Source organism: Yeosuana marina (assembly GCF_011762485.1).
Taxonomy (GTDB): Bacteria; Bacteroidota; Bacteroidia; order Flavobacteriales; family Flavobacteriaceae; genus Yeosuana; species Yeosuana marina.
In genome coordinates this window covers 289,285-313,020 of the sequence record NZ_JAAKGI010000001.1, presented here as the reverse complement: position 1 = coordinate 313,020, position 23,736 = coordinate 289,285, and the positions used below count along the sequence as shown (strand labels likewise).

General features: G+C 32.3%; 27 protein-coding genes. 3 read left to right on the top strand and 24 right to left on the bottom strand.

Annotated elements, in window-relative coordinates:
• Window positions 1-79: 79 nt before the first annotated feature.
• Window positions 80-1,183: a DNA-processing protein DprA gene (dprA, locus tag G5V56_RS01330; protein ID WP_166960108.1), complete on the bottom strand. Its 1,104-nt coding sequence runs from the start codon at window positions 1,181-1,183 to the stop codon at window positions 80-82.
• A 104-nt stretch (window positions 1,184-1,287) separates the two neighbouring features.
• On the opposite strand from dprA, the gene G5V56_RS01325 reads away from it, so the two are divergent.
• From G5V56_RS01325 to G5V56_RS01315, 3 genes are all read left to right on the top strand, one after another.
• Entirely contained in the window at window positions 1,288-2,226 is a 939-nt protein-coding gene (locus G5V56_RS01325) for an HU domain-containing protein (RefSeq protein ID WP_166960105.1), read from the top strand.
• A 109-nt stretch (window positions 2,227-2,335) separates the two neighbouring features.
• Complete coding sequence (locus tag G5V56_RS01320) at window positions 2,336-2,845, top strand: acyl-CoA thioesterase (RefSeq protein ID WP_166961096.1); 510 nt, start codon at window positions 2,336-2,338, stop codon at window positions 2,843-2,845.
• 50 nt (window positions 2,846-2,895) lie between these two features.
• Window positions 2,896-3,108: a DUF6515 family protein gene (locus tag G5V56_RS01315; protein WP_166959330.1), complete on the top strand. Its 213-nt coding sequence runs from the start codon at window positions 2,896-2,898 to the stop codon at window positions 3,106-3,108.
• A gap of 9 nt (window positions 3,109-3,117) precedes the next feature.
• Here the strand turns inward: G5V56_RS01315 and G5V56_RS01310 are convergent, their stop codons facing one another.
• The 23 genes from G5V56_RS01310 to G5V56_RS01200 all read right to left on the bottom strand — a co-directional run bounded on the left by G5V56_RS01310 (window position 3,118) and on the right by G5V56_RS01200 (window position 23,702).
• On the bottom strand, window positions 3,118-4,344 hold the full coding sequence (locus G5V56_RS01310) for a murein hydrolase activator EnvC family protein (protein ID WP_166960102.1): 1,227 nt from the start codon (window positions 4,342-4,344) through the stop codon (window positions 3,118-3,120).
• Window positions 4,344-5,123, bottom strand: coding sequence for a DUF4292 domain-containing protein (locus G5V56_RS01305; protein ID WP_166960099.1), 780 nt, complete (start codon window positions 5,121-5,123; stop codon window positions 4,344-4,346). The genes G5V56_RS01310 and G5V56_RS01305 overlap by 1 nt, the downstream gene beginning before the upstream one ends.
• A 10-nt stretch (window positions 5,124-5,133) precedes the next feature.
• Window positions 5,134-6,495 carry a tetratricopeptide repeat protein gene (locus G5V56_RS01300; RefSeq protein ID WP_166960096.1) on the bottom strand — a complete coding sequence of 454 codons (1,362 nt, stop codon included), beginning with the start codon at window positions 6,493-6,495 and terminating at the stop codon, window positions 5,134-5,136.
• A 55-nt stretch (window positions 6,496-6,550) separates the two neighbouring features.
• Complete coding sequence (locus G5V56_RS01295) at window positions 6,551-7,570, bottom strand: sugar phosphate nucleotidyltransferase (protein ID WP_166960093.1); 1,020 nt, start codon at window positions 7,568-7,570, stop codon at window positions 6,551-6,553.
• Between the two features lie 132 nt (window positions 7,571-7,702).
• Complete coding sequence (dut, locus tag G5V56_RS01290; RefSeq protein WP_166960090.1) at window positions 7,703-8,137, bottom strand: dUTP diphosphatase; 435 nt, start codon at window positions 8,135-8,137, stop codon at window positions 7,703-7,705.
• A 1-nt stretch (window position 8,138) separates the two neighbouring features.
• Window positions 8,139-9,599 (bottom strand): oligosaccharide flippase family protein, encoded by a 1,461-nt coding sequence (locus tag G5V56_RS01285; protein ID WP_166960087.1) that lies wholly within the window; start codon window positions 9,597-9,599, stop codon window positions 8,139-8,141.
• Window positions 9,600-9,696: 97 nt separating this feature from the next.
• Window positions 9,697-10,170, bottom strand: coding sequence for a hypothetical protein (locus tag G5V56_RS01280; RefSeq protein WP_166960085.1), 474 nt, complete (start codon window positions 10,168-10,170; stop codon window positions 9,697-9,699).
• 117 nt (window positions 10,171-10,287) lie between these two features.
• On the bottom strand, window positions 10,288-11,148 hold the full coding sequence (gene atpG / locus G5V56_RS01275; protein WP_166960082.1) for an ATP synthase F1 subunit gamma: 861 nt from the start codon (window positions 11,146-11,148) through the stop codon (window positions 10,288-10,290).
• Window positions 11,149-11,217: 69 nt separating this feature from the next.
• Window positions 11,218-12,798, bottom strand: a complete 1,581-nt coding sequence (gene atpA / locus G5V56_RS01270; protein ID WP_166960079.1) for a F0F1 ATP synthase subunit alpha — start codon at window positions 12,796-12,798, stop codon at window positions 11,218-11,220.
• Window positions 12,799-12,805: 7 nt separating this feature from the next.
• Window positions 12,806-13,342: an ATP synthase F1 subunit delta gene (gene atpH, locus G5V56_RS01265; RefSeq protein WP_166960076.1), complete on the bottom strand. Its 537-nt coding sequence runs from the start codon at window positions 13,340-13,342 to the stop codon at window positions 12,806-12,808.
• A gap of 6 nt (window positions 13,343-13,348) precedes the next feature.
• Window positions 13,349-13,849 (bottom strand): F0F1 ATP synthase subunit B, encoded by a 501-nt coding sequence (locus G5V56_RS01260; protein WP_166960073.1) that lies wholly within the window; start codon window positions 13,847-13,849, stop codon window positions 13,349-13,351.
• Window positions 13,850-13,933: 84 nt separating this feature from the next.
• On the bottom strand, window positions 13,934-14,128 hold the full coding sequence (gene atpE / locus G5V56_RS01255) for an ATP synthase F0 subunit C (RefSeq protein WP_166960070.1): 195 nt from the start codon (window positions 14,126-14,128) through the stop codon (window positions 13,934-13,936).
• Window positions 14,129-14,202: 74 nt separating this feature from the next.
• Complete coding sequence (gene atpB / locus G5V56_RS01250; protein ID WP_166960067.1) at window positions 14,203-15,306, bottom strand: F0F1 ATP synthase subunit A; 1,104 nt, start codon at window positions 15,304-15,306, stop codon at window positions 14,203-14,205.
• A 116-nt stretch (window positions 15,307-15,422) separates the two neighbouring features.
• Window positions 15,423-15,809: a hypothetical protein gene (locus G5V56_RS01245; RefSeq protein WP_166960064.1), complete on the bottom strand. Its 387-nt coding sequence runs from the start codon at window positions 15,807-15,809 to the stop codon at window positions 15,423-15,425.
• Window positions 15,809-16,039, bottom strand: a complete 231-nt coding sequence (locus G5V56_RS01240) for an AtpZ/AtpI family protein (protein WP_240911191.1) — start codon at window positions 16,037-16,039, stop codon at window positions 15,809-15,811. The genes G5V56_RS01245 and G5V56_RS01240 overlap by 1 nt, the downstream gene beginning before the upstream one ends.
• The gene (locus tag G5V56_RS01235) at window positions 15,999-16,418 is read right to left on the bottom strand and encodes a bactofilin family protein (protein ID WP_166960061.1); all 420 of its coding nucleotides are present in this window, start codon (window positions 16,416-16,418) and stop codon (window positions 15,999-16,001) included. Before G5V56_RS01235 ends, G5V56_RS01240 begins: the two co-directional genes overlap by 41 nt.
• Before the next feature lie 12 nt (window positions 16,419-16,430).
• A complete protein-coding gene (porW, locus tag G5V56_RS01230; protein ID WP_166960058.1) occupies window positions 16,431-18,995 on the bottom strand; it encodes a type IX secretion system periplasmic lipoprotein PorW/SprE in 2,565 nt (854 codons plus the stop codon).
• 117 nt (window positions 18,996-19,112) lie between these two features.
• Window positions 19,113-19,808 (bottom strand): ABC transporter ATP-binding protein, encoded by a 696-nt coding sequence (locus G5V56_RS01225; RefSeq protein ID WP_206285854.1) that lies wholly within the window; start codon window positions 19,806-19,808, stop codon window positions 19,113-19,115.
• A gap of 25 nt (window positions 19,809-19,833) precedes the next feature.
• Window positions 19,834-21,306, bottom strand: coding sequence for a DUF5687 family protein (locus G5V56_RS01220; protein ID WP_166960055.1), 1,473 nt, complete (start codon window positions 21,304-21,306; stop codon window positions 19,834-19,836).
• A 177-nt stretch (window positions 21,307-21,483) separates the two neighbouring features.
• Entirely contained in the window at window positions 21,484-21,891 is a 408-nt protein-coding gene (locus G5V56_RS01215) for a DUF2059 domain-containing protein (protein ID WP_166960052.1), read from the bottom strand.
• 70 nt (window positions 21,892-21,961) lie between these two features.
• The gene (locus tag G5V56_RS01210; RefSeq protein WP_166960049.1) at window positions 21,962-22,651 is read right to left on the bottom strand and encodes a hypothetical protein; all 690 of its coding nucleotides are present in this window, start codon (window positions 22,649-22,651) and stop codon (window positions 21,962-21,964) included.
• The gene (locus G5V56_RS01205) at window positions 22,648-23,364 is read right to left on the bottom strand and encodes a hypothetical protein (RefSeq protein ID WP_166960046.1); all 717 of its coding nucleotides are present in this window, start codon (window positions 23,362-23,364) and stop codon (window positions 22,648-22,650) included. Before G5V56_RS01205 ends, G5V56_RS01210 begins: the two co-directional genes overlap by 4 nt.
• Window positions 23,364-23,702 (bottom strand): PadR family transcriptional regulator, encoded by a 339-nt coding sequence (locus G5V56_RS01200; RefSeq protein WP_166960043.1) that lies wholly within the window; start codon window positions 23,700-23,702, stop codon window positions 23,364-23,366. The genes G5V56_RS01205 and G5V56_RS01200 overlap by 1 nt, the downstream gene beginning before the upstream one ends.
• Window positions 23,703-23,736 lie beyond the last annotated feature (34 nt).

The window sequence follows — 23,736 nt, the reverse complement described above, 5'->3', positions numbered from 1 at the left end:
AGGCAATAATTGGATTGTGATAATTGGATCTCTAATCATTGTCGCCTTGATCATTAACTTTTTTCTTGAGTATAAAAAGTTAAATAAGCTCAAATAGTTTACCCGGTAACGGCCTAATAACACCTTTAAGTTCCATATTCAATAACACGCCCGCTACTTTAAAAATAGGCATATTGCAATTTAAGGCAATGGTATCCAACTGTTGTTTATCATGCTCTTTAAGATACTTGTAAATCACCTTTTCTTGGCCGTCTAACTCCACAAACAATTGCTTTTGAACGCTCGGTTTTTGTTTATCTTCCAACTGCCAATTTAATATATACGGTACATCTAACGCATTGGAAAGTAAATGTGCTTTTTGATATTTAATGAGGTTATTACAACCTATACTTTGCGAATCTGTTGTTCTACCTGGAACAGCAAACACGTCTCTGTTATACGAATTAGCGATATCCGCAGTTACTAAACTGCCACCTCTTTCAGCAGATTCAATAACAATAGTAGCTTCACTCAAACCTGCAATAATTCTATTTCTTTTTAAAAAATTATTTTTATCGAACACATCACTGCTACAAAAATCTGTAAAAAATCCGCCGTTGTTTTCAATATCAGCCACATACTTTTTATGCACTTTGGGATATATTTGATTAAGACCATGTGCTAAACAACCAACGGTTTGAAGATTGTGTTTTAAAGCTGCCTTATGAGCGGCAATATCTGTTCCGTAGGCAAATCCAGATACAATAACAGGATTATAAGGTGTCAGTTGTTCAACCAAATTTTCGCAAAATGCGATGCCTTGCGTCGTTATTTTCCGTGTTCCGACAATACTTATTATGTGTTGTTGTTTTAAATTAATATTTCCCGATTGAAATAATACAACAGGTCCATCAATACAATGCTTTAATTTTTCAGGATAATCGTCGTCTTCAAAATAGAGCACTTTAATTTGATTCTCTTTAATATAATTTAGCTCATCATTTGCTACTTTTTGGTGATTCGATTCAAATAAATCATTAATCAATATGCTTCCAATGCCATCAATTTTTAAAAGATTTTGTCTTTTCTCTTTAAAAACTGCTTCTGCCGTACCACAATGTCTAATAAGTTTTTTGGCTGTAATATCACCAATTTTAGAAACATTTTGCAAAGCCAATGTATAAAGTAAATCGTTTTCTGTCATCCTAACATTTTCATTTTAAGCATACAAGTAAGTAATTTTTGCGCTGTTAATAAATAGTTTTGCTAAAATGTTATCTAAAAGTATAATTTTTTAACTTTGTTTCTATGCAACTAGAAACCTACATCAGCGATTTATTATACAGATACGAATGTGTTACCGTCCCAGAATTTGGTGCTTTTTTAACGCAACGCGTCTCTGCAAGTATTAATGATTCTACCCATGCGTTTTATCCGCCAAAAAAAACAATTTCTTTTAATGAACAAATTCAAAAGAATGACGGTTTACTAGCGCATTATATAGCTGATGTTGAAAAAATACCTTTTGAAGTCGCCTCTAAAAAAATTCACAAGCGCGTTAAAACATTAAAAGCTCTTTTAGCACAAGGCGAAACACTTACCTTTAAAAATATTGGTGATATTGTTTTGAATAGTGAAGGGAAAATTGTGTTTGAACCGTCTTATAATCTTAATTATTTAACGGATGCTTTTGGTTTATCGCAATTTGTATCACCTGCTATAACTAGAGAATTTTACAGCGACACCGTTGAAACTATTGAAAAAGAAACTACTATTGCGTTTACACCCGAAAAACGTAAATCAATTCCTTATTTAAAATATGCAGCCGTAGCTGTTATTGCTTTATCACTAGGCGGTTTTGCAGCGTCTCACTATTATGTGAATCAAATTGAAACGCATAATCAATTAGCCCAAGAGGAAGCCTTTCACCAATTAGATAATAAAATCCAGGAAGCCACTTTTGTTATTGATAATCCACTTCCAGCAGTTACATTCAATGTAAAAAAGCAAACAGGTAATTATCATATCGTAGCGGGAGCTTTTAGAATTGAAGAAAATTGCGATAAAAAAATCGAACAATTAAAAGCAGAAGGCTATAACCCTAGAAAAATTGGTGTTAACAAATATGGCTTGCATGAAGTTGTTTACGCTAGCTATGAAACTGGTGAAGAAGCACTTGTTGCCATCCGAAAAATTAGACAAACCAGTAATAAAGATGCTTGGTTGCTTGTTAAGGAATTAGATTAATCCTTCTTTTTCTTTTTTAAGGAAATTAGTTGCTAGCAATACTAGACTCCTTATAAATTATATTAAATCCTAAAATCGTTTTACCTTTGCACCAACATAAAAAAACATGATGCACGTAAAGACACCTGAACAATCCAAAACTATAATGACCGATTTGGTTCTTCCAGGAGAAACGAACCCTTTAAATAATTTATTTGGTGGCGAACTATTGGCTCGCATGGATAGAGCGGCTAGTATTTCAGCCAGAAGACACTCCAGACGCATAGTGGTTACAGCCTCAGTTAACCACGTAGCATTTAATAGAGCGGTTCCCTTAGGAAGTGTGGTTTCTGTTGAAGCTAAAGTGTCTCGTGCTTTTAAAACGTCTATGGAAATATTTATTGATGTTTGGATTGAAGATAGAGAATCTGGTGCCAGAACCAAAGCCAATGAGGCTATTTATACGTTTGTGGCTGTTGATGAGACTGGAAAACCAGTAGAAGTCCCAGAAATAACTCCTGAAACTAAACTTGAAAAGGAACGTTATGAAGCTGCCCTGCGCAGAAAACAATTAAGCTTGTTATTGGCCGGAAAAATAAAACCAAATGATGCGACAGAACTAAAGGCATTGTTCGTATAATTAAACTTTTTTATTCCTTAGAAGTCTTATAGTTAAAAATATTTAAACCTATGAGAACACTTCTTATTTTATTATCAGCTATTTGCATGATTAGTGTATCGTCATGTGCAACCAGAGTAGTTACTAGACCAGAAACCGTAACTGTTATTAAAACACGTCCTGCGAATTATAAAATTGTAAAAGTACGTGGAAAACGGTATTACTTTTGGAACGGAAACCACTATAGAAAAACACGCAGAGGATACGTGATAGTTAAACCCTAAACTTTAAAATCACATTTTATAAATCCATTCTGCTGGATTTTGTGGATCAACATTTTTGTAAATAATAAAGTTTAAAATGGTATCGCCGTTGGATGGGTTTGTAAAAACTTCGCCTATGTCTTGTTTTGTGCTCACCATATCACCTTCTTTCACATACACTTTAGATAGATTTTTATAAACCGTGATATAGTTACCGTGTTTAATCATCACCATAGGATTTGAGTTTTTTATAACGATAATTTTACTCACTTCGCCATTAAAAACAGCACGAACTTTGGCGTTTTTTTCGGTAGCTATTCGCACGCCGTTACTTTTTATGGTTAAGGACCTATCAATGGGAGAGGGTTGTGTACCATATCTAACAGTGACATATCCCTTTTCAACCGGCCATGGTAATTTGCCTTTATTTGATATAAAGTTTGATGCCAATTTTTCTTCTGCAGGCGTTAAAGCAAAATTTGAAGACGATTTTGAATTTCCTGCTTTTTTATTAGATTTAGCAATAGCTTCTCTAATGATGCGTTCAATTTCCCTGTCAATTCTATTGGCTTCTTGTTGTTTCTTGCTTATTTGAGCGGAATAAATATTGATGTTTTTCTTAATAGATGCCATCAAAATTTCATGTTCTTTTCGCTCTTTCTCTAATGTTTTTTGTACCTCTCTATTTTCTGCAACTAGTTTTTGTTTTTCTGCTTTTTGTTTTAATAGGTTGGCATTTATTTTTTGTAACTCCTCGCTTTTAGCCTTGATTTCCTGCCCTTGTTCCCTTTGATGATCGGAATACTGCTTCATGTACTGTAAGCGCTTATACGCCTGCTTAAAATCGTTTGAAGACAATAAAAACATAATCCTACTCTGCTGATTTTTGTTTTTATAAGATTTAACAATCATGGCAGCATAATCTTCCTTAAGTATGGTAAGATCTTCGCGAAGTTTAGTTATTTTCTTTTGGTTTGAATTAATTTCTCTTGTGATAAGATTCGCCTGTTGGTTGGTAACCGAAATTAAATTATTAAGAACACTAATTTTATAATTATAGTTTTCAATTAAGGATAATTGCGATTTTTGTTTCGATTTATTCTCTTGTTGTAATTGATTTATTTTCTGAATTTCTTGTCGCAACTCTTGTCTGCGCTCTTCTAATTCTTTCTGCTTATTACTTTGAGAGAAACTATTAGACACACATAAGAGCAGTGTAAAAACTACGAATTTAAATATGTTTTTTTTACTCGTCATTACAACTTAATTTCATGATATCCTGAAGGTATTTTAAAAGGAAAACGTAAATCTTCGTTCAAAGATACTGCTTTAAATTCCATCTCTAAAATCATTTCCTCTGCTCCTTCAACAGCTATTACTTTTATCTGTTTTGGTAGAATTTCCTTTTCAACTTCCTGATAAGACAAATAGTCTATTTGAAGGTGTCTTTGCTCCTGTGGCTGTGACAGTTGTTGGGAACTTATTTTAAAATGTGATGGGTTTATCAAATAAAATAGTTCAAAAAGTGGGTTTTGTTTTTTGGGCTGAACTACATACTCATTTTCATTAACTGAAACGGTAACGGATTCATTTTTTAAACCGTACAAAGCTTCGCCTAACAATAAATTTTGAACCTTCTGAAAATCTAAATCAGTTCCTAATAAATCACTTAAATAACTAAAATCGCCTTCAAAATAGGTGTTATCTAATTTATTATAAAAACTAACCTTCTCGGGTGTGATTAATGCTTTAACCACAGAAATGGGTGTAGACATTAACAGTATTTGTTTGTCTTTTTCCATTCTTAGATTAACCGTATAGCCACTTACTTTATCTTCCTGTGAAATATCAAGCTTTACGCGTGCCGATAAGGTTTTGAATTTAGGTTCTGTTTTAGTAGTTTCCCGAATAAGCTGTTTGGTAGACAACTTTAAATTTGCTTCATCTGATTGTAATGTTTTAGATGATTTACAGCCTATCATAAAAACAAGGCATAGGTTTAAAATGATACTTAAATAGCGATTTTTATGAGGCATATAGATGTTTTTAATTGGAAGTTTTTAATTGTTTTGCCTTATCATTAAAGAGTTTGGCTTTTGCTGCGTTGTTTAACAAGGTGTAAGACACACTTAATTGGGTATAAAAATCGGATTCCATTTTGGTGTCATCAATAATATAATCTAGTCCAGCTTCTAAAATATCAATGGCTTCATTAGCTTTTTTAACTTCATTTAAAGCCACGCCATTTATTAAATATATTATAGGCTGTGCCGGATATTTTTGAAGCGCATTATTGGATTTATTTATAGCCAATTCATAGTCTTTTAAATCTATGTACAATAACAAACTATTACGTAAAACCGGAAAATTATCAGGTTCTATCTGTAAAGCCTGCTCATAATATTTTAAGGCTTTGGCTTTATCGCCTTGTTTTAAATAGTACTGAGCAATCTCAACGATTGGTGTGGCATTATTAGTATTACTAGCTAAGGTTGTAGCCTCAACCAAATCTGATTCATATTGCGGATGATTACCAACAAATTTTACAAAGTCGGAAAGTACTTTAAGTTTGGCATCTGGTTTTATTTGCGGACTTTTAATAACAATCTTCATAGATTCTATAGCCTTATCCGTTTCATTATCTTCTAAATAAAACTTGTATAGGGCTAAATGAACTAATTGTGAATTTGGATTTGCTTTTAATAATTCCTTTGCTGTTTCAAAAGCTTTATCCTTTTCATTGTTCTCACTATACCGATAAATTAAAGCCAAATAGTTTGATTCATTATCAGGATTATTATCAACACGTTCCTCCAGATTTTTAATTTGGTCCTTTTTCCGGCCAGTTGCTTCATAAATTTGATTCCGCATATAGTCTCTGGATGCAGAGATTCCTTTTTCGGCATCTAATTCATCTAATACTTTTAAGGCATCATTAAACTTTTTGTTGGTCATATAAAGCTCAACTAAGCCTTCCTTATAAGCTGGGTGATATTCTACAAGTTGCTTGTATGTTTTTAAAGCCTTGTCGTTGTCATTTTCTAATCGGTATAAACTATACAGAGCATCTAAGTACCATTCATTCTTTGGTTCTTTATCAACAGCTGTTTTTAAAGCGCCTTCGGCAGCTCCAAAGTTTTTAAGTTCCACATAGTTTTTTCCTAATTCATAGTATAAAACCGCTTTAGAATCATCTAATTCGATGCACTTTAACAGCGCTGTAACAGACCTATCATAGTTTTCAATACCTTTTTGTTTTAAGGCTTCAAAAAACGATTCTTGAAATTTGTCTTCTAAATTACCTAGATCGTCATTAGGTTTTTTATTGAAATCAACTTGAGCATACTGATTTTGCGGACATAATAATATTCCGAAGAAAAAAAATAGTATGTATATGTTGTGTTTCATTTATATAGAGACCTTTTGACTGCGCTTAAGGTGACATTTTTTATTTTTACAATATCTATTCCAAAACTGAATAATCTCCTATACTAACTGTTTTAAAATTACCGTCGTAGTTTACATGATTGCCAATCATGGCATCTTCTAAATCAGCATTTTTAATAGTTGTATTGGTTTGAATTAAACTGTTTTTAATACTTGAATTTTCGATAATACAATGGTCACCAATAGATACATTAGGTCCTATAGTTGCATTATTTAACACCACATGCTCACCTATAAAACAAGGTTCGATGATTGTTGCATTATTTTTTTTAACTGAGGAAGCAATCATTTGTTCTTCACCATCTGTTTTTAAAAACCCTAGCATTCTAGTATTAGTTTCTACGGTCACCGCTTTGTTGCCACAATCCATCCATTCATCTACTTGTCCAGTTTTAAAAACGTTTCCTTTAGCCATCATTCCTTTAATACCATCATTAATTTGATATTCACCACCGTTTACAATATTATTATCCAAAACATGCTGTAACTCTTGCTTTAAAACGCTCACATCTTTAAAGTAGTATATGCCAATAACTGCTAAATCGCTCACAAAGTCTTTTGGTTTTTCTACCAATTCTACTATTTCATTGTTATCATTTAGTTTAACCACACCAAAAGCCTCAGGTTTATCTACTTGTTTGACCCAAATAACGGCATCTGCTGCTGGATCCAATTTAAAATTAGCTCTTATAAGCGTATCAGCATACGCAATAACAGCAGGCCCTGAAAGTGATTCTTTAGCACACATAATGGCATGACCTGTTCCTAGTGGTTGATCCTGACGGTAAATAGACGCTTTGGCTCCTAAACTAGTGGCTAATTCTTTTAAACTTGTGACGACGTCGTCTCCAAACCAAGCTGGATCTCCTAATACAAAAGCAATCTCATCAATAGGTTGGTTTAAAACTTTAACGATATCTTTAACGAGTCTGTGAACAATAGGCTGTCCTGCAACTGGAATTAATGGTTTTGGAACTGTTAAACTGTGAGGTCTTAAACGAGATCCTCTTCCTGCCATTGGTACTATTATTTTCATTGAAATTTTTTATTTTCATTTCCACGAAGGTAGAAATCTTTAAAATTAAACTTTATATTATTTTACTTTTGCCACGAATACACGAATATTTCCTTCTTCAGAAATTAACAATCGTTAATCATAATTCGTTAATCATTTAGTTCCCGTACTTCCAAAACCGCCTTCTCCACGAGACGTTTCAGATAATTCTTCGACAGAAATCCACTCAGCGCGTTCGTGTTTAGCAATCACTAATTGAGCAATACGCTCACCATTTTCAATGGTAAAATTTTCATTCGAAAGATTTACTAAAATCACCCCTATTTCACCTCTATAATCGGCATCAACAGTTCCAGGCGCATTTAAAACAGTAATTCCTTTTTTAGCTGCCAATCCGCTTCTTGGTCTTACCTGTGCTTCTAAACCTATAGGCAATTCAATAAACAAACCGGTCTTTACGATGGTACGTTCTAAAGGTTTTAAGGTGATTGCTTCTGAAATATAAGCTCTCAAATCCATACCTGCTGAGGCTATGGTTTCGTAACTTGGTAAATCATGATTTGATTTATTAATGATTTTTATTTGCATACTATCGTTTTAATAATTGCTTTAATTGGTCTTTCTCTGAGAAAAAAATAATGGTTAAAAATACAATTAACATTGAAATCCCAATAGTATAATGTTCTCTAAATTTATAAAATGAAAGTATAGAAAACCCTATTGAAAGAATTAAGTACAATCCTATTTTTTTTAAGTTATACGGAATAGGATAATACTTTCTTCCATAATAATAGGATAAAAACATCATAATAGCATAAGCAACTAATGTTGCCACAGCTGAAGCTTTGTAGCTATACTCTTTTATAAATAAAATATTTATTACTAGGGTAATAATAGCTCCTACTATAGATATGTATGCGCCAAATTTGGTTTTATCAGTAATCTTATACCAAACTGACAGATTGTGATAAATACCCAAACAGAAATTTGCTAATAAAATTATTGGCACAACCCACATAGCCTCCCAATAATCTTGGCTCCTTACTATATATGGTTTTAAAACATCTGCAAAAACTACAACTGTTAAGAGTATTATAGAACCAAAGGCAACAAAAAACTCTAAAATTCTTGCATAGTTTTTTTGAGGATTTTCACTTTTTGCATGACTAAAAAAGAATGGTTCTATTCCTAACCTATAAGCTGTTGCAAATAGCGTCATAAACAACGCTATTTTATAGCAGGCTGAGTACATACCAATATCTGTTTCTGCTATATTAGATGGAAGCAATTCTTTTAAAAGGATTCTGTCAAATGTTTCATTTATTGAAAAAGCTATACCTGCAATCAATACTGGAAAAGCATAGCGCATCATAGACTTCCAAAGTACTTTGTTAAATTCAAATTTGGTTTTTAGATAAAACGGAATTAATAGAAAAAGTGTTAGACCACTTGCTATTAAGTTTGCAATGAAAATGTAACTAATTTCGAAATTTGGTTTGTAAATACTTTCAAAAAAGTTTGATTGTAGGGAAAGGTTCTTTAACGCTAATAGGAAAAAAAGATTTAATCCTAAATTAATTACAACATTTAAAATTTTTATAACCGCATAGCGCATAGGCTTTTGAGTAGCTCGTAACCATGCAAATGGAATGATAGCTAAAGCGTCCAAAAGTAAAATCCAAATAACCAAATTGATATACTTAACGTTAATATCAATAAATAAGGCAATTTGTTTTTGAAGAACTAATGCCAGAGCAAAAAAACCTAGTGATGAGATTATTAATGAAATGGATGCGGTTCCTATCACTTGACTTTTATTATCCTCTTTATTAAAAAACCTGAAAAAAGCAGTTTCCATTCCATAGGCTAAAACCACATTGAAAAGCACAAAATATGAAAAAATAACAGACACTTCACCATATTCTGCAACAGAGGATAATACACCTTTAGTGGTGTAAAGTGGCACTAAAATAAAGCTTAGCATTCTTGGTAAAACAGTTGCTAAACCATAAATAAATGTTTGTTTAAATAATGTTTTAAGTGTGCCCAATAGTAGGTTATTTAAAAACCTAAAATTACGTTTTTAGCTATTCTAAACCAAACATACACTATGACTTCTTATGTAATGAAATTTGATTGGCAAGGAATTACTTTTTTATAACTCCTTCAATCATAAAGTAACTGGTTTTGTTACCTTCTTTATAACTAATAACGCATTGCGTGTTATTTAATTCAAAGGGGATATCGTCTGCTTGTTTTGGCTTTTGAAAGGTATTCCCATACTCTTCATGAGGATTGCTACTCATAATTAAATCGGGTTTTTGGCTAGTATTAGTTTTAAAGCGCCCTAAGAATAATGACTCAGTAATCCGTTCAATTTTAGCAACTTGACCTTGAAAGTAAACACTGTCTAGAATAATCGCATTTTCGTTTGAAATAACAGGTATATATAGACTTTTTTCAGAGCCTCTGCTGTCATCACCTGGGGTCCATTGGTAATACACCTGACCTAGCTCCAAAGGTAGTTTTGTTTTAATTTTTTTAGCACTAGCACATTGATAGGTGGTTATAAGTAACAAAACTAGTCCGATAAAAGTTCCTGTTTTTTTTAAATAATTCATAAATCAATTATTAAAATTTAAAGATACACTTTCAATTTTAATGCCATAAAAAAAGCCTCACAAATAAGTGAGGCTTGATGTTATATAAACCCTTCGACTACGCTTAGGGCGACAAAATTAATTATTCAATGCTTCAGCACCACCAACAATCTCAAGGATTTCATTAGTAATAGCTGCTTGACGTGCTTTGTTATATGTTAATTTCAATTGATCTCTAAGCTCTGTTGCATTATCGGTTGCTTTATGCATAGCGGTCATACGAGCACCATGTTCACTTGCAAACGAATCTCTAACACCTTTGTATAATTGCGTTTTTAATGACTTTGGAATTAATTCTTTAACAATTTCTACTTTTGAAGGTTCAAAAATATAATCTGTATTCGTATTAGCTTGTCCCTCGGCTGGAACTATTGGTAAAAACTGTTCAGTTGTTATTATCTGTGTTGCCGCATTTTTAAAACTGTTATAAACAATATCAATTTTATCAAACTCTCCAGCCACAAACTTTTCCATTAATGTTTCAGCAATAGCAGCAACATTTTCAAATGTTAAATCGTCAAAAACATGGCTTTCATTTGCAACAACCATTTTTTTCTTAGTAAAAGCATCATTAGCTTTTTTGCCAATTGCAAAAACAGATACTTTTTTACCAGCATATTTCGTATCAATTAATTGCTGTGTTTGCTTTATAATGTTTGAATTAAAAGCACCGCACAATCCTCTATTAGATGTTATAGAAACAATTAATACATTATTTACGTCTCGTTGGATTGAATATTTGCTTCCAGAATCAGCATCTAACGTTGCGCTTAAACTTTGTAAAAGCTCCGTTAACTTATCAGCATAAGGACGCATTGCTGTAACAGCATCTTGCGCCTTTTTTAACTTTGCAGCCGATACCATTTTCATGGCACTGGTAATCTGCATCGTTGAAGATACCGATGCTATTCTGTTACGTATTTCTTTTAAATTTGCCATCTGTTAGTGTTAGTATTGAGTATTCAGTAGTGAGGTTTTTAGTCACTACTCAACACTAAAATCTAATAATTATGCTCTATATTTTCCTGATAAATCCTTAACTACTGCTGTTAAAGTATCTGTAACTTCATCAGTTAATTTACCCGCTTTTAATGTACTAAGTACATCGGCATGTTTTGCTCTTAAGAATTCTAAATAATCTCTTTCAAATTCTTTAATTTTTTCAACAGGCACATCTCTTAATAAGTTTTTAGTCCCTGCATAAATAATAGCAATTTGGTCTTCAACTTTAAATGGATCGTTTTGTGCTTGTTTTAATATCTCAACGTTACGTTTTCCTTTTTCAATTACATTCAACGTAACCGCATCTAAGTCTGAACCAAATTTAGCAAACGCTTCTAATTCACGATATTGAGCTTGGTCCAATTTCAACGTACCAGCCACTTTTTTCATAGATTTAATCTGAGCATTACCACCAACACGAGATACCGAGATACCTACGTTAATTGCTGGACGTACTCCAGAGTTGAATAAATCTCCATCCAAGAAAATCTGTCCGTCTGTAATAGAAATTACGTTTGTTGGAATATATGCCGAAACGTCCCCTGCTTGTGTTTCAATAATTGGTAAGGCTGTTAACGAACCGCCTCCTTTTACCATAGGTCTTAAAGCCTCAGGAAGGTCATTCATGTCTTTAGCAATATCATCATCATTAATCACTTTTGCAGAACGCTCTAATAATCTTGAGTGTAAGTAGAAAACGTCTCCAGGATACGCCTCACGCCCTGGTGGACGACGTAATAATAAAGATACCTCACGATACGCTACGGCTTGTTTAGATAAATCATCATAAATGATTAATGCTGGACGACCAGTATCTCTAAAGTACTCCCCAATTGCTGCACCAGCAAAAGGAGCATATACTTGCATAGGAGCAGGATCAGATGCATTTGCAGCAACAATAGTTGTATAGGCTAAGGCTCCCTTATCTTCTAAAGTTTTAGCAATTAAAGCCACTGTTGATGCTTTTTGACCTATAGCTACATATATACAATATACAGGTTCACCTGCATCATAAAATTCTTTTTGATTTAAGATGGTATCTATACATACAGCCGTTTTACCAGTCTGACGGTCACCAATAACCAACTCACGTTGTCCACGTCCAATAGGAATCATCGCATCAATTGATTTGATACCTGTTTGTAATGGTTCTGTTACTGGCTCACGAAAAATAACCCCTGGTGCTTTACGCTCTAAAGGCAATTCGTATGTTTTACCAGAGATAGGTCCTTTCCCGTCAATAGGACTTCCTAGTGTATCTACAACACGTCCTACAATCCCTTCTCCGACATTTATAGAAGCAATACGTTTTGTACGCTTTACAACAGATCCTTCTTTAACACCTATTGAAGCCCCTAACAATACAATCCCTACGTTATCTTCTTCAAGGTTAAGTACAATCCCTTCTAAACCTCCTTCAAATTCAACTAACTCACCGTATTGAACATTTGAAAGTCCGTAAGCGCGTACAATACCGTCACCAACAGTTAACACTGTTCCTACTTCGTCTAATGAAGCTGATGCTTCAAACCCCGCAAGTTGTTGTTTTAAGATTGCTGATACTTCAGCTGGTTTTACTTCTGCCATCTTATTTTTAGTTTAATGTAAATTCTCTTTTTAATTTGTTAAGGTTATTGGATATACTTGCATTGTATTGCTTGTCTCCAACTCTTAAGATGAAACCTCCTAAAATGCTTTCATCTACTATATTTTCGAGGGACACCTCTTTATTTGTAAGCGTTTTTACTTTTGTAAGTACTTTGGCTTCCAACTCTTTTGTCATAGGAACCGCTGTTGTTACTTTTGCGATTTCTTTACCATTAAAAGCATCAAACAAAATACTGTATTGTAATACGATATCGTTTAAAATAGTCATTCTTTTGTTAGAAATCAATACATCAAACAAACCTGCACTAATTGAATTAAGCTTAGGAAACACAGCTAATAGAGCTGCTTTTTTTGTTTCAGATTTTATTACTGAATTGTTAAGCATGTTGCTTAACTCTGTGTTTTCAGCAATTGTATTGGCCATTAACTTCATGTCATTATTAACAGCATCTGCCTTTTTCTGGTCAGTTGCCAAACTTAATAGTGCCTTTGCGTAACGTATTGCTGCTCTTGCTCCTGCCATTTATAATTAGTTTAATTTAGCGTCACCTAACATAGACTCCACTAACTTTTCTTGTTTGTCTTTATTAGATAATTCTGCACGAACTACTTTTTCTGCTATTTCAATTGATAAGCTAGCTACTTGTGATTTTAATTCGGCAATTGCTGCTTTCTTTTCTGCTTCAATAGATGCTTGTGCTTGAGAAATAAGTTTACCTGCTGCTTCGTTAGCTTCATCCTTCGCATCTTCAATCATCTTGTTTTTCATATCTCTAGCATCCTTCAACATAGATTCGCGTTCTGCTCTTGCTTCCTTTAACAGTTTTTGATTATCTGCTTGAAGGTTTTGCATTTCTAATTTTGCTTTTTCAGCAGATTCTAAGGCGTTCTTAATCCCTTCTTCTCTATCGTTAACTGAATCTAAAATGGGTTTCCATGCAAATTTTTTAAGCAATAAAATAAGTGCTATAAAAAGTATTGCCTGCCAAACAAACAACCCTAAAGAAAATCCTCCAAATAATTCTTCCATAATAAATTATATTTCTAAAACAACTTCTGTTTAATTTAAAAAAAGCAGCTATAACCAACCGTTATAGCTACTCTTTAGTGTGTTTTACTTTGCAAATAAAGCTGCAAAGGCAATACCTTCAATCAACGCTGCTGCGATAAGCATAGCGGTTTGAATTTTTCCAGTAGCTTCTGGTTGACGTGCAATAGCTTCCATAGCAGAACCACCGATTCTTCCGATTCCAATTCCAGCTCCTATTACGATTAAACCTGCTCCTACAATTTCAGGAATATTTCCCATAATATATATATAATTAAAAATTAAACATTCAATTTAGATTCCCATCTTCATAGGAATAATAAAATTTTTATAAACTAGTGTGCTTCATCATGATGTTCTTCAACAGCCATACCAAAGTATAAAGCCGAAAGCACTGTAAAAATATAAGCTTGTAACACGGCAACTAATAACTCTAATATTGCCAAAACAAACGCTAATACAAATGATAATGAACTCCCTATCCAATTATTAAAAATAAACATCATCCCTATGATGCTCATTAATACAATATGTCCTGCCGTAATGTTGGCATACAAACGAATCATCAACGCAAATGGTTTAATAAACGTTCCTAACAATTCAATAGGTGCTAATATAATTTTCATTGGGACAGGAACTCCTGGCATCCAAAAAATATGTTTCCAATAATTTTTATTTCCTGAAAATGTGGTAATAATATAAGTAATCAATGCTAAACATAAGGTTACAGCAATGTTATTAGTAACGTTCATCCCGATAGGCGTTAAACCAAATAGGTTAACTATCCAAACAAAGAAAAATACCGTTAACAAATAACTCATGTACTTTTTATAATGTTTTTCACCAATGTTTGGTATCGCAATTTCATCTCTAACATATAGAACAATAGGCTCTAATATACGGCCTATTCCCATAGGTAAATTATTGTTCTTTTTGTAAGATTGCGCCATGCCTTTAAACATAAAAAACAAAATAACAAATACCATGAAAATCAGCGCAACGTTTTTGGTAATAGAGAAATCTAATGGTTTTGCATTAGTGGCATGATGGTGTTCATCTAAGTTAATCGTTCCTTTAGGACCATCTACTTTATAAATTTTTGCATGATACACTTTATAATAATCACCTCCAACTTCAGCTACTTCTTCTCCATGATGGAATTTAGATGACATAAATAATTTTAAACCGCCATCCCAAAGAATTACTGGCAAAGGAAAGCCTACATATTTAGTTTCGCCGTTATCTGTATCGTAAGAATACAAACCAAAATCATAAGAATCTTTTAAATGATGTAGAATATATTCTTTCATTTCTGTCTCTTTATCAGCTTTTGACCCTTCAAGTAAGTGGTCTTCTGAATGACCTTCTTGTCCGTACGACATAAAGGTTAATAAAAACAGTAATAATGTAATTGGTTTTAAATATGATTTTATACGCATATTACTCTAACTAATAGTGGCTTAAAAATTGCTGCAAAGGTAGGTTTTTATCTCAAAAACAAAAATAAATTTTTATTTTATTTATAACGTTTGATTTGATAGATATAACGTATCTTTTAATCTAACTTATTTAGCCATTTAACGAGGCTAAATGTTTCTAAAACAAGGCCTAATCCATACGGTACAAAAAATGAGGCAAACTCTAATTTAGAAATCTGTCCGTCGAGTTTAAATAACGGATAAAAAACAACAAAAAAGACTCCAAATTTTAGCGCGCTTCCTGCGATAAATAAAAATCCTAATTGATCTTTAAACTTTTTTTTAGAAACATATAAAAATCCAAAAATAAGAACAACCAAGACTAAGTTTACTACATAGGATAATACTATTTTGTTTTCAAATAACGGCATTTGAAAACTCTTTAATAGTGCTATATGAATACAAAAAGCAACTGCTAAAACAGTAGTTGCTTTGATAGTAAAACGTGTAAAAGGATTACTCATTAATATTTTATTCTATTGACTTGCTTAATAACGGCATATAACGAAATGGCGACTCCTAAAAGTGTCATAATGATAAGAAATAGCTTATCACCGTAATTAAATTTTGTATCTAACCACTTGCCTAAAATTACAAACAAATAGATGGTAACACCCATTTGTATAGCAATACCAGACAGTACGGCAACGTTTTTAAGCTGTTTTCCCGGTTTTTTGTCCTTGTTGTTCTCCACTTTTATTCATTTCTTTCACAGTGCCTTTCATAACACAGGTTACGTTGAAGGTTGCTCCTGGCTCTACTGATAGTTTCCCAACAACAACTTCGCCTTCAATAAAGGCTGTGCTTTTTAATGTTAGTGTTCCTGATAAGGTTAACTTTCCAGAAAACTTTCCTTCAAAATGAGCATCTGTTCCTTCTAAAGATCCTTTTACAAAACCCGATTTTCCTACTACAACTTTTCCTGTGGTTTTTATATTACCTTCAACAGTTCCGTCTATTCTAAAATCGCCTTCGCTATTAAAGTCTCCAACCATTTTAGTTCCTTGAGAAATAATATTTTGGCTTGATGTAACTTCTTCCATTTTTTTAATTTTTTTGTTATCCGTAAACATTCTATTATTAATTTAATTATTGTCAATACTTAAATAAGCATCTAGATTTTTGTGAATTTGTATCGTTTGATAATTAGGTGACGATATTACAAAATATGTTTTATTTATTTTCTTTATATCTTCTTTGGTTAATAATTGATTAAACGTTTTTGCAACCACTTTGTTTTTTAACCCATGCACGATTACAAAGGTAGTGTTTGTATTATACACATCAACAGATGTTGTTAAATCATAATACTTAATGGTTTTTAAAACCTCATCCAACATTTCTTGAAAACTTGCTATGTTAGAAGCATCAGCAGCATCAAATTGATACACTACATTGTAATTATTTGCTATAGTGTCATCAAACACAAATTCTTTGCTTTGTATTTTAGGAAGCGTGTTTGTTTCAATAGCTTGAGCTTGCTTTCCTTCTTCTGTATTTGCATAGGTAACTGCTATATAATTAATCGCTTTACTATAGGGTTCAAAACCGAATAAACGTCCAGTTGCGGTGGCTTTTAATAATTCAAATTTAGGAACAATGGGGTCGCCATCAAATGTATTTATATAGTTATCGCATTTAGAGATAACCTCTGTGTATTGTTGGTTTTCATGTAATTCATAAATGCTTTCATAAATACTTTCTGGACTATTATCATCTTTTTGTGTTGCTAACTCCGGATTTTTTAATATGGTTGCATATCTAGAATTTGGGAAGCTAGAAATAATATCATTTTTTGCTATAGATGCTTCATCTGTTTGTCCTAACTGCGTATAAATTTTATATAAATTGTATTTTGAAGGCAGAACGAGTCGTTCTTCTGGATTGCTATCAAGCACTGCTTCAAATTTGCTTTTAGCCAATTCAAATTCCTTAAACTTTTCTTTGTAAATCAATCCTAATTGGTAGTATGCATAATTACGTTCTTTGGATATACTATCAATTACTTTTGTGTCTGAAGGGATTTTAGAAATATAATATTGAGGATCAAACAACTCATCTTGAGTTGCATCAGCTAACACTTCATTATTTAAAATAGTTGCGCTGTTATTTGATTTTCCTTTGCTAGACCATCTCCAATTATCTTCTAAAGGTCTATTGCCCCAGGTTTTTATAAATTCATTTTTTCCAAAAGCAACCGTTGTTGGATTGTAAAAATAAAATGTAGCGGCTTGCATTGGTAAACCACCACGTGAAGGTGAGGCGTTTATACCAGATATGTTATTATTAACGGTTTTTAAACCATTGTTACGTTCTGCTACTTCTTGCTTTTCTTTTTCTTCTTCGGCTTTGGTTTTAAGTTTGTCAATAATAGAGTCAAAAAAGATAATTCTTTTATCGTCTGGTAAATGTACCAATCGTAAAATACTATCGTTAACTTGAGCTATCTCTTCGTAATAAATTACATCTTCAAGGTTGTCTCGTTTTCGTTTAATAATGCGATATGGTTTCGAGTTAAGCTTTAAATTAGTCATCGTGCTATCATAATAGGCACCTGCTTGTTTATAAACCGAATTTTTAAAATTGATATCGCCAAGTATTTGATAATTCCTTGCTTTTAATTCTTTATCTGTTGACGCTGCCCGTAATGATTTGTTATAATTTTCTACAGCTAATCGTTCTGAATTATTGTTTAAATGAAATTCACCAATTTGGTGGTATATTTTATCAAGAAATGGCCTGTTTTCTCTATTTTCAGCTAGTTTAGTTAAGTGTTCCAAACAGGCTATTTTATCGCCGTGTTCGTAATCAAAATTCTTAACTTTTTCTAATTGAGCGCTGATTAAATAAATTCTTGGTGTTTTTCTGTTTAGCTCAATAACATCATCAAAAGCTATATTAGCACTATCTTTTTTACCTAAAATATTATACAATTGCCCTTGAATAAAACGATACCTGCCGCGTTCCTCGTTACTTTTAGTATTATTTGAGGCTATTTCTAATTGCGTAATCGCACTATCAACCGATTTTGTATTTAAATAAGCTTGTGCTAACATAGAAGTCGCATCAGCTAAATCTTGATTGTTTAATTCTTCTTGCTCTAAAAGACGCTTTAAGTTTTTAATAGCTAGTTCGTCATTATCAAGTCTGATATTGGTTTTCTCTCTCCAAATTTTAGCCTGGTTAATCTTATCGCTTGCAGGATATTTATAAAGAATGTAGTTAAAAGCTTCTAAAGCGGGCACAAAACGCTGGTCAAAATATCTTGACTTTCCCAATAACAAATAAGCTTCATCAATTTGAGGGTTTTTTTCTTTACCCTCAATATTCATGCTGTGTTGTTGAATAGCTTTAACGGCTTTTTCTTCAGCTCGGTTAAAATTTTCGTTTTTGGATTGCCCGGGAAGCATAATCTCTTCGCGTATCTGCATTCGTTCAATGGGCAAAAGATCCCAATAGTTATCCTTGTAATCGTCATTAAGACTTTTTCTGCCTTGTTCTAAAGCTAAATAACCATTATAAAGTGTATTGTATTCTGCTGTTACGGCATGGAAATTCCTATTGATAAACTTGTCCTTTTTTCGTGAACAACTTGTAATCAATACTAAAGAAAAAACTACAACTACTATTACTTTTAAAGATGCTTTCAATACCTCTTTATTTTATCTAATAAATAACTATAAAGTCTTACATATATTATGCAAGTAGGTAAAAATAAACATCTTTTTTGATTAACCTATAAAATGAAATGACTTTTGGATGAAGTACTAACCCGCAAAATGAGCTTCCAACTCTTTTAAAGTAGCTGCACTTGTAGCAAGGTCTTTAATTACCTCTCCTTTTTCAAGAACAACAATACGTTCGCAAACATCGGTGACGTGCATTAAATCATGACTTGAAATAAGCACCGTTACGCCTTTTTTTTCAGCTAAATCTTTAATGATTTGTTTTAATCTAATTTGTGTTGTTGGGTCTAAATTAGCAAACGGTTCGTCTAAAACAATAACCTCTGGGTTGCCTATTAACGCCCCTACGATTCCCGCCTTTTTTTGATTTCCTTTACTCAAGTCGCGCAAGTATTTTTTCTGATTTAAAATTTCACCATGAAAAAAGTCTTCAAATTGTGCTACTAATGCATCAACATCTGCTTTATTTTGGTTACGTAATTCACCAATAAAATAAAAATATTCTTCAGCAGTTAAGTAGCCTATTAAAAAACTTTCATCTATAAAAGAGGATGTAAAGGGTTTCCAGTCTTCACTCTCATTAACCAACACTTCATTATTTTTTATAAATCCTGTTGTTGGCTGAATTAAATCTAATAATAAACTAAAATAGGTTGTTTTTCCAGCACCGTTATTGCCAACCAGACCAAAGCTTTGTCCTTTAGGAATTTCAAGAGATTCGATACTTAAAACCAGATTATCGTTATATTTTTTTGAAAGATTTGATGTTATAATCATAACTTTTATGAATTTTTACTATTGTTTATTTTTTTTCGGCAAATGCTACGACTGTTTTGTATTTCCCTTTTTGATAGAGGTTTTCAATCTGGCTTAAAAAGAAGTTTTTAAAGACAATTCCTAAAACACCACTTAAGGCCAACACGATAAGACCGACTTCAAAATTTACCAATTTATAAGGAATATAAAACAACAACATAGGAAGTCCTAATTTAGGTAATGCAATAAGCATTTGAGTAGGGTTAAAACCATTGGTATTGCTAAACGCTTTTGCTTTAACATTAAGCTCTATCGGAACTCTATTTAAGGCCCCTCCAAATAAGGTAATAAACGAATTCAAACCAATATTAAATAAGGCTCCAGCCGCTATCATTCCAAATATTTTCCATCCAAAATAGAGATAAGGCGTACTTAAAATAAACGATATACCCACAGCTACAACCATTAAATACCATTTTGACTCTAGGTATTTTCTGTAGGGGATATTCTGGCTCATAAGAAGTTTATAATACTCGCTATCCCACGACGGAACTAATTGCCCAAAGGTCATTAAAAACCCGCCGGTAACAAACATAGATGCAAAAGCTAAAAAGGCCGGCATTTTTTGATAGGTTGGTTGCGTATAAAACACCAATCCATAAAACAAAAAGAGAAACGACATCATGAGCACTTGCTTAGGACGTGCATTACGCCAAATTAAACGTAAATCGTTTTTAAGAAATACGGCAACACTTCCAAAACGGTCTAACCAAGACAAATCGGCTGTATCAACTTTTTCTACTTTTTTTGAAATAGTTCCATCTAAGTAAAATCCGTTTCTTATATCATTAAAATTGATACGATATAAAGCAATCAATAATGCTATGGGGATTACAACAAAATAAGGCTGATTATATAACGCATTAAAAGCAACACCTATCGGCTCGGAAATTTTAAAAATTTGATAGACTTCCAATCCTATAAAAACAGCCAGAACACCAACAATAACATAGAAAAAAGTGTTGTTTTTATTAATTAAAAAATTGGTAAAATTAACACAAAAGGTTAAAATCATTACCGATACAAACCAACACAGCACATTAACAACGGGATACCCATGCGCTAACAGTACAATGCTAAAAGGTAAAAAGATAAATAGTGGTAAAAAATTAAAGAATGAGATGGCTGTCTTTCCTAATAAATAATGAATAACAGTTTTTCGTTTGATAGGAATAGTCATTAACGGTTTTATATTCATAACTGGTAATTGCTGCATGAAAAACCTAATAACCAAGTCGAATAAAAACCAATAGATTAAAAAGTTATTAATTGTAATTATTGGATCCACATCAGGCAGCACTTCTTTCAATATAAAAAACACTCCAATACCCAGAAAAATGGCAGCTCCTCCAAAATAGATGGTGGCAAAAAAGAGCAGTATTTTTATAGCAATTCCTTTTTGAAAATACGAGGCTCTTGAAAACTGTTTCCACTCTAAACTTAAAAAACGTTTAATCATAATTTTAAATTAGACCTAGATAAATAAAAATAAAGGCTGTCTGAAAATTAGATAAACATCGTCATTACGAACAAAGTGAAGTAATCTGTTGATAACGCACTAATAATTTACAGATTGCTTCGTTCCTCGCAATGACCAAAAATAGACTTTTTAGACAGCCTCTTTTAAAGGTAATTACTAGTTGTATTTTTGAGCAATTGTTTGCACTTCCATACCCCAAGACTGACCAAACATCATGGCTTTTTGAGCAAGCGTTGTTTGTTTTGAAGCTAATTTTTTTCCTAAATCTGTGTTATAAAAGGCAACCAATTCTTTTATTTCGTCTTGTGTGAATTCTGCCATATACAAGTCTGCCATCTTACTATACAATCCATCTAAAGTTCCATTTGCTTCTTTGGTATAAGCCTCCTTCTTATCGTCTGGCACCATCGCACCAATTTGAGCAATAGCGTTATCAAAAGCGGATGTAGCTCCTGTAATTTTTATAAACTCTATGGTTTCGTTTTTAAATTCTGAATTGTCTTGAGCTTTAACTTGAGTTGCAACAGCAATCATAAACAAACATGCTAATACGATTTTTTTCATTGTTTTTTAATTTAATAGTTAATGTAAATATATGGTATAAGTAAGATTTTATTGCTAAATGTTACAGATTTTATAAAAGTTTATATTCTGGATGTTCTTTTGATAATTTTTCCTTTAGCCTTGGCGTAACGACTTTAATAGACACAAACAATAATAAAATATATACAACAAAACATGTAGAGAAAGATAACAGCGCTAAGGTGTCCCATTGTCTGTCAAAATTTATAAGAGGCATATAGATCCCTATATTCAAGAAATGAATAAGTCCTCCTAATTGTGCTATAACATTTTCAAACAGCCATTTTTTTCCTGTCTGTTTGTTAATTTTCTTTATTCGTTTTAATTCTTTTAATATGTAAAAAAAATAAACACAGGCAACCCCAATCATAAGAAAAACGACAATATATTCCTTATTATTAAACAGTTGAAGTATTTTAAATAACATCCAAATACTAAAAGAAGTTGCTATTATTTTTGGTAATTTAAAGTACTCCTTTAAAAGTTTCCAAGCTTCTTTTCTATAATATTTTTCTAAAGCGTTTGTTTTCTTCTCTACAATTTCAGAAAAACCAAAAACGCCAAATTTTTTAAATTCAATTTTTAAGGCTTCTTCAAAACTTAAATGAGGTGTTTGTTCCCATTGCTCTTCAATACCATTAGCCAAATGATCAACTAGCTCGGTTTGCACGTCATACCATTCTACAAAATGCTTTCTTGTAAAAGTATAAAGGTCTTCTATTTGCTCTTGATTGACTTTCATGAGGTTAATAATTTGTATCGTTCTTTGGATTTTTTAAGTGCTAATTTAAATATATTCAAACTTTGTCTTAATAAAGGAAACACCGCCAAACAAAAAATGATTAGAAAAACGTACGGTTTTTGGATTACCTCTTCAAAATAGATGTTAAAACCTTGAATGAACGAAAAGTTTATTAATAAAAATACATTGAATCCGATAACAGCTATTTGAACATTCAATGATTTTCTACTAGATTTTTCAAAAACTAAATATCCTAGTTTTAAAAACTCTGGCAGATACATATAACATATAGCGACTATAAAGGCTACTTTTTGATTATAGTTAAAGATTGTGAATACAGTTATAATAATGACCGCAAACTCCAATAAGAATGTTTTAGACATCAGAAACGCCCAAAAGGTTTCCTTGTATTGTTTTCTATATTTTCTTCTTGTTTCCTTTTGTCTTTGTAAGATAAACTTTGTAAATCCTTTATTACTATAGTATAATTTTTGTTCGAATGATGGAGATTTAAAATGACCTAGTTTATTGCCAAAACCTTCATGAACCTCTAATAAGGCTTCGTTAAAAGTTATATTTTTATTGTTTATTTTATCTTCAACAGCTAAAATAATATGATCTAGTAATTCGGTTCTAACATCCCAAAACTTAACATCGCTTTTAATAAGATATTGATCTATAAATTGTATGTCTTCTTTAGAAAGCTTTCGCATTATTCAAGAATTAATTTAGGGTTTACTAAGTTTTGCATGGTTTTAATATAATTTTCAAGTTCAGCTAGTTTGCTAACCGTTTCCTTAGTTCCTTGTTCTGTCAGCTTATAATACTTTCGTAATCTATTATCCACTTTAGCAACCTCAACGTCTAACAGTCCATCAGCCTCCAGTTTATGAAGCGATGGATACAATGCACCTTCGGTTATTTTAAGTTCGCCTTGAGTTAGTTCTTTTACTTTTTGGGTAATCTCGTAACCGTACATTTTATCATGTTCTTCAAGTAGTTTAAGAATTATAGTGGTTAAACTGCCTTTGTATAAATTAGAATTTCCCATACTCAAATATATACATATTTTCTTATACATAAGA

What these genes read in the sequence shown, in the direction of transcription:
- G5V56_RS01225 (WP_206285854.1), bottom strand. Translation starts at nt 19,808, where the DNA reads ATGATTATAACATCAAATCTTTCAAAAAAATATAACGATAATCTGGTT.
- G5V56_RS01205 (WP_166960046.1), bottom strand. Translation starts at nt 23,364, where the DNA reads ATGCGAAAGCTTTCTAAAGAAGACATACAATTTATAGATCAATATCTT.
- G5V56_RS01310 (WP_166960102.1), bottom strand. Translation starts at nt 4,344, where the DNA reads ATGACGAGTAAAAAAAACATATTTAAATTCGTAGTTTTTACACTGCTC.
- G5V56_RS01280 (WP_166960085.1), bottom strand. Translation starts at nt 10,170, where the DNA reads ATGAATTATTTAAAAAAAACAGGAACTTTTATCGGACTAGTTTTGTTA.
- atpG (WP_166960082.1), bottom strand. Translation starts at nt 11,148, where the DNA reads ATGGCAAATTTAAAAGAAATACGTAACAGAATAGCATCGGTATCTTCA.
- G5V56_RS01220 (WP_166960055.1), bottom strand. Translation starts at nt 21,306, where the DNA reads ATGATTAAACGTTTTTTAAGTTTAGAGTGGAAACAGTTTTCAAGAGCC.
- G5V56_RS01295 (WP_166960093.1), bottom strand. Translation starts at nt 7,570, where the DNA reads ATGAAAATAATAGTACCAATGGCAGGAAGAGGATCTCGTTTAAGACCT.
- G5V56_RS01215 (WP_166960052.1), bottom strand. Translation starts at nt 21,891, where the DNA reads ATGAAAAAAATCGTATTAGCATGTTTGTTTATGATTGCTGTTGCAACT.
- G5V56_RS01305 (WP_166960099.1), bottom strand. Translation starts at nt 5,123, where the DNA reads ATGCCTCATAAAAATCGCTATTTAAGTATCATTTTAAACCTATGCCTT.
- G5V56_RS01325 (WP_166960105.1), top strand. Translation starts at nt 1,288, where the DNA reads ATGCAACTAGAAACCTACATCAGCGATTTATTATACAGATACGAATGT.
- G5V56_RS01210 (WP_166960049.1), bottom strand. Translation starts at nt 22,651, where the DNA reads ATGAAAGTCAATCAAGAGCAAATAGAAGACCTTTATACTTTTACAAGA.
- G5V56_RS01260 (WP_166960073.1), bottom strand. Translation starts at nt 13,849, where the DNA reads ATGGAAGAATTATTTGGAGGATTTTCTTTAGGGTTGTTTGTTTGGCAG.
- atpB (WP_166960067.1), bottom strand. Translation starts at nt 15,306, where the DNA reads ATGCGTATAAAATCATATTTAAAACCAATTACATTATTACTGTTTTTA.
- G5V56_RS01245 (WP_166960064.1), bottom strand. Translation starts at nt 15,809, where the DNA reads ATGAGTAATCCTTTTACACGTTTTACTATCAAAGCAACTACTGTTTTA.
- G5V56_RS01200 (WP_166960043.1), bottom strand. Translation starts at nt 23,702, where the DNA reads ATGGGAAATTCTAATTTATACAAAGGCAGTTTAACCACTATAATTCTT.
- G5V56_RS01235 (WP_166960061.1), bottom strand. Translation starts at nt 16,418, where the DNA reads ATGTTTACGGATAACAAAAAAATTAAAAAAATGGAAGAAGTTACATCA.
- G5V56_RS01300 (WP_166960096.1), bottom strand. Translation starts at nt 6,495, where the DNA reads ATGAAACACAACATATACATACTATTTTTTTTCTTCGGAATATTATTA.
- G5V56_RS01320 (WP_166961096.1), top strand. Translation starts at nt 2,336, where the DNA reads ATGCACGTAAAGACACCTGAACAATCCAAAACTATAATGACCGATTTG.
- atpA (WP_166960079.1), bottom strand. Translation starts at nt 12,798, where the DNA reads ATGGCAGAAGTAAAACCAGCTGAAGTATCAGCAATCTTAAAACAACAA.
- atpH (WP_166960076.1), bottom strand. Translation starts at nt 13,342, where the DNA reads ATGGCAGGAGCAAGAGCAGCAATACGTTACGCAAAGGCACTATTAAGT.
- dut (WP_166960090.1), bottom strand. Translation starts at nt 8,137, where the DNA reads ATGCAAATAAAAATCATTAATAAATCAAATCATGATTTACCAAGTTAC.
- atpE (WP_166960070.1), bottom strand. Translation starts at nt 14,128, where the DNA reads ATGGGAAATATTCCTGAAATTGTAGGAGCAGGTTTAATCGTAATAGGA.
- G5V56_RS01315 (WP_166959330.1), top strand. Translation starts at nt 2,896, where the DNA reads ATGAGAACACTTCTTATTTTATTATCAGCTATTTGCATGATTAGTGTA.
- dprA (WP_166960108.1), bottom strand. Translation starts at nt 1,183, where the DNA reads ATGACAGAAAACGATTTACTTTATACATTGGCTTTGCAAAATGTTTCT.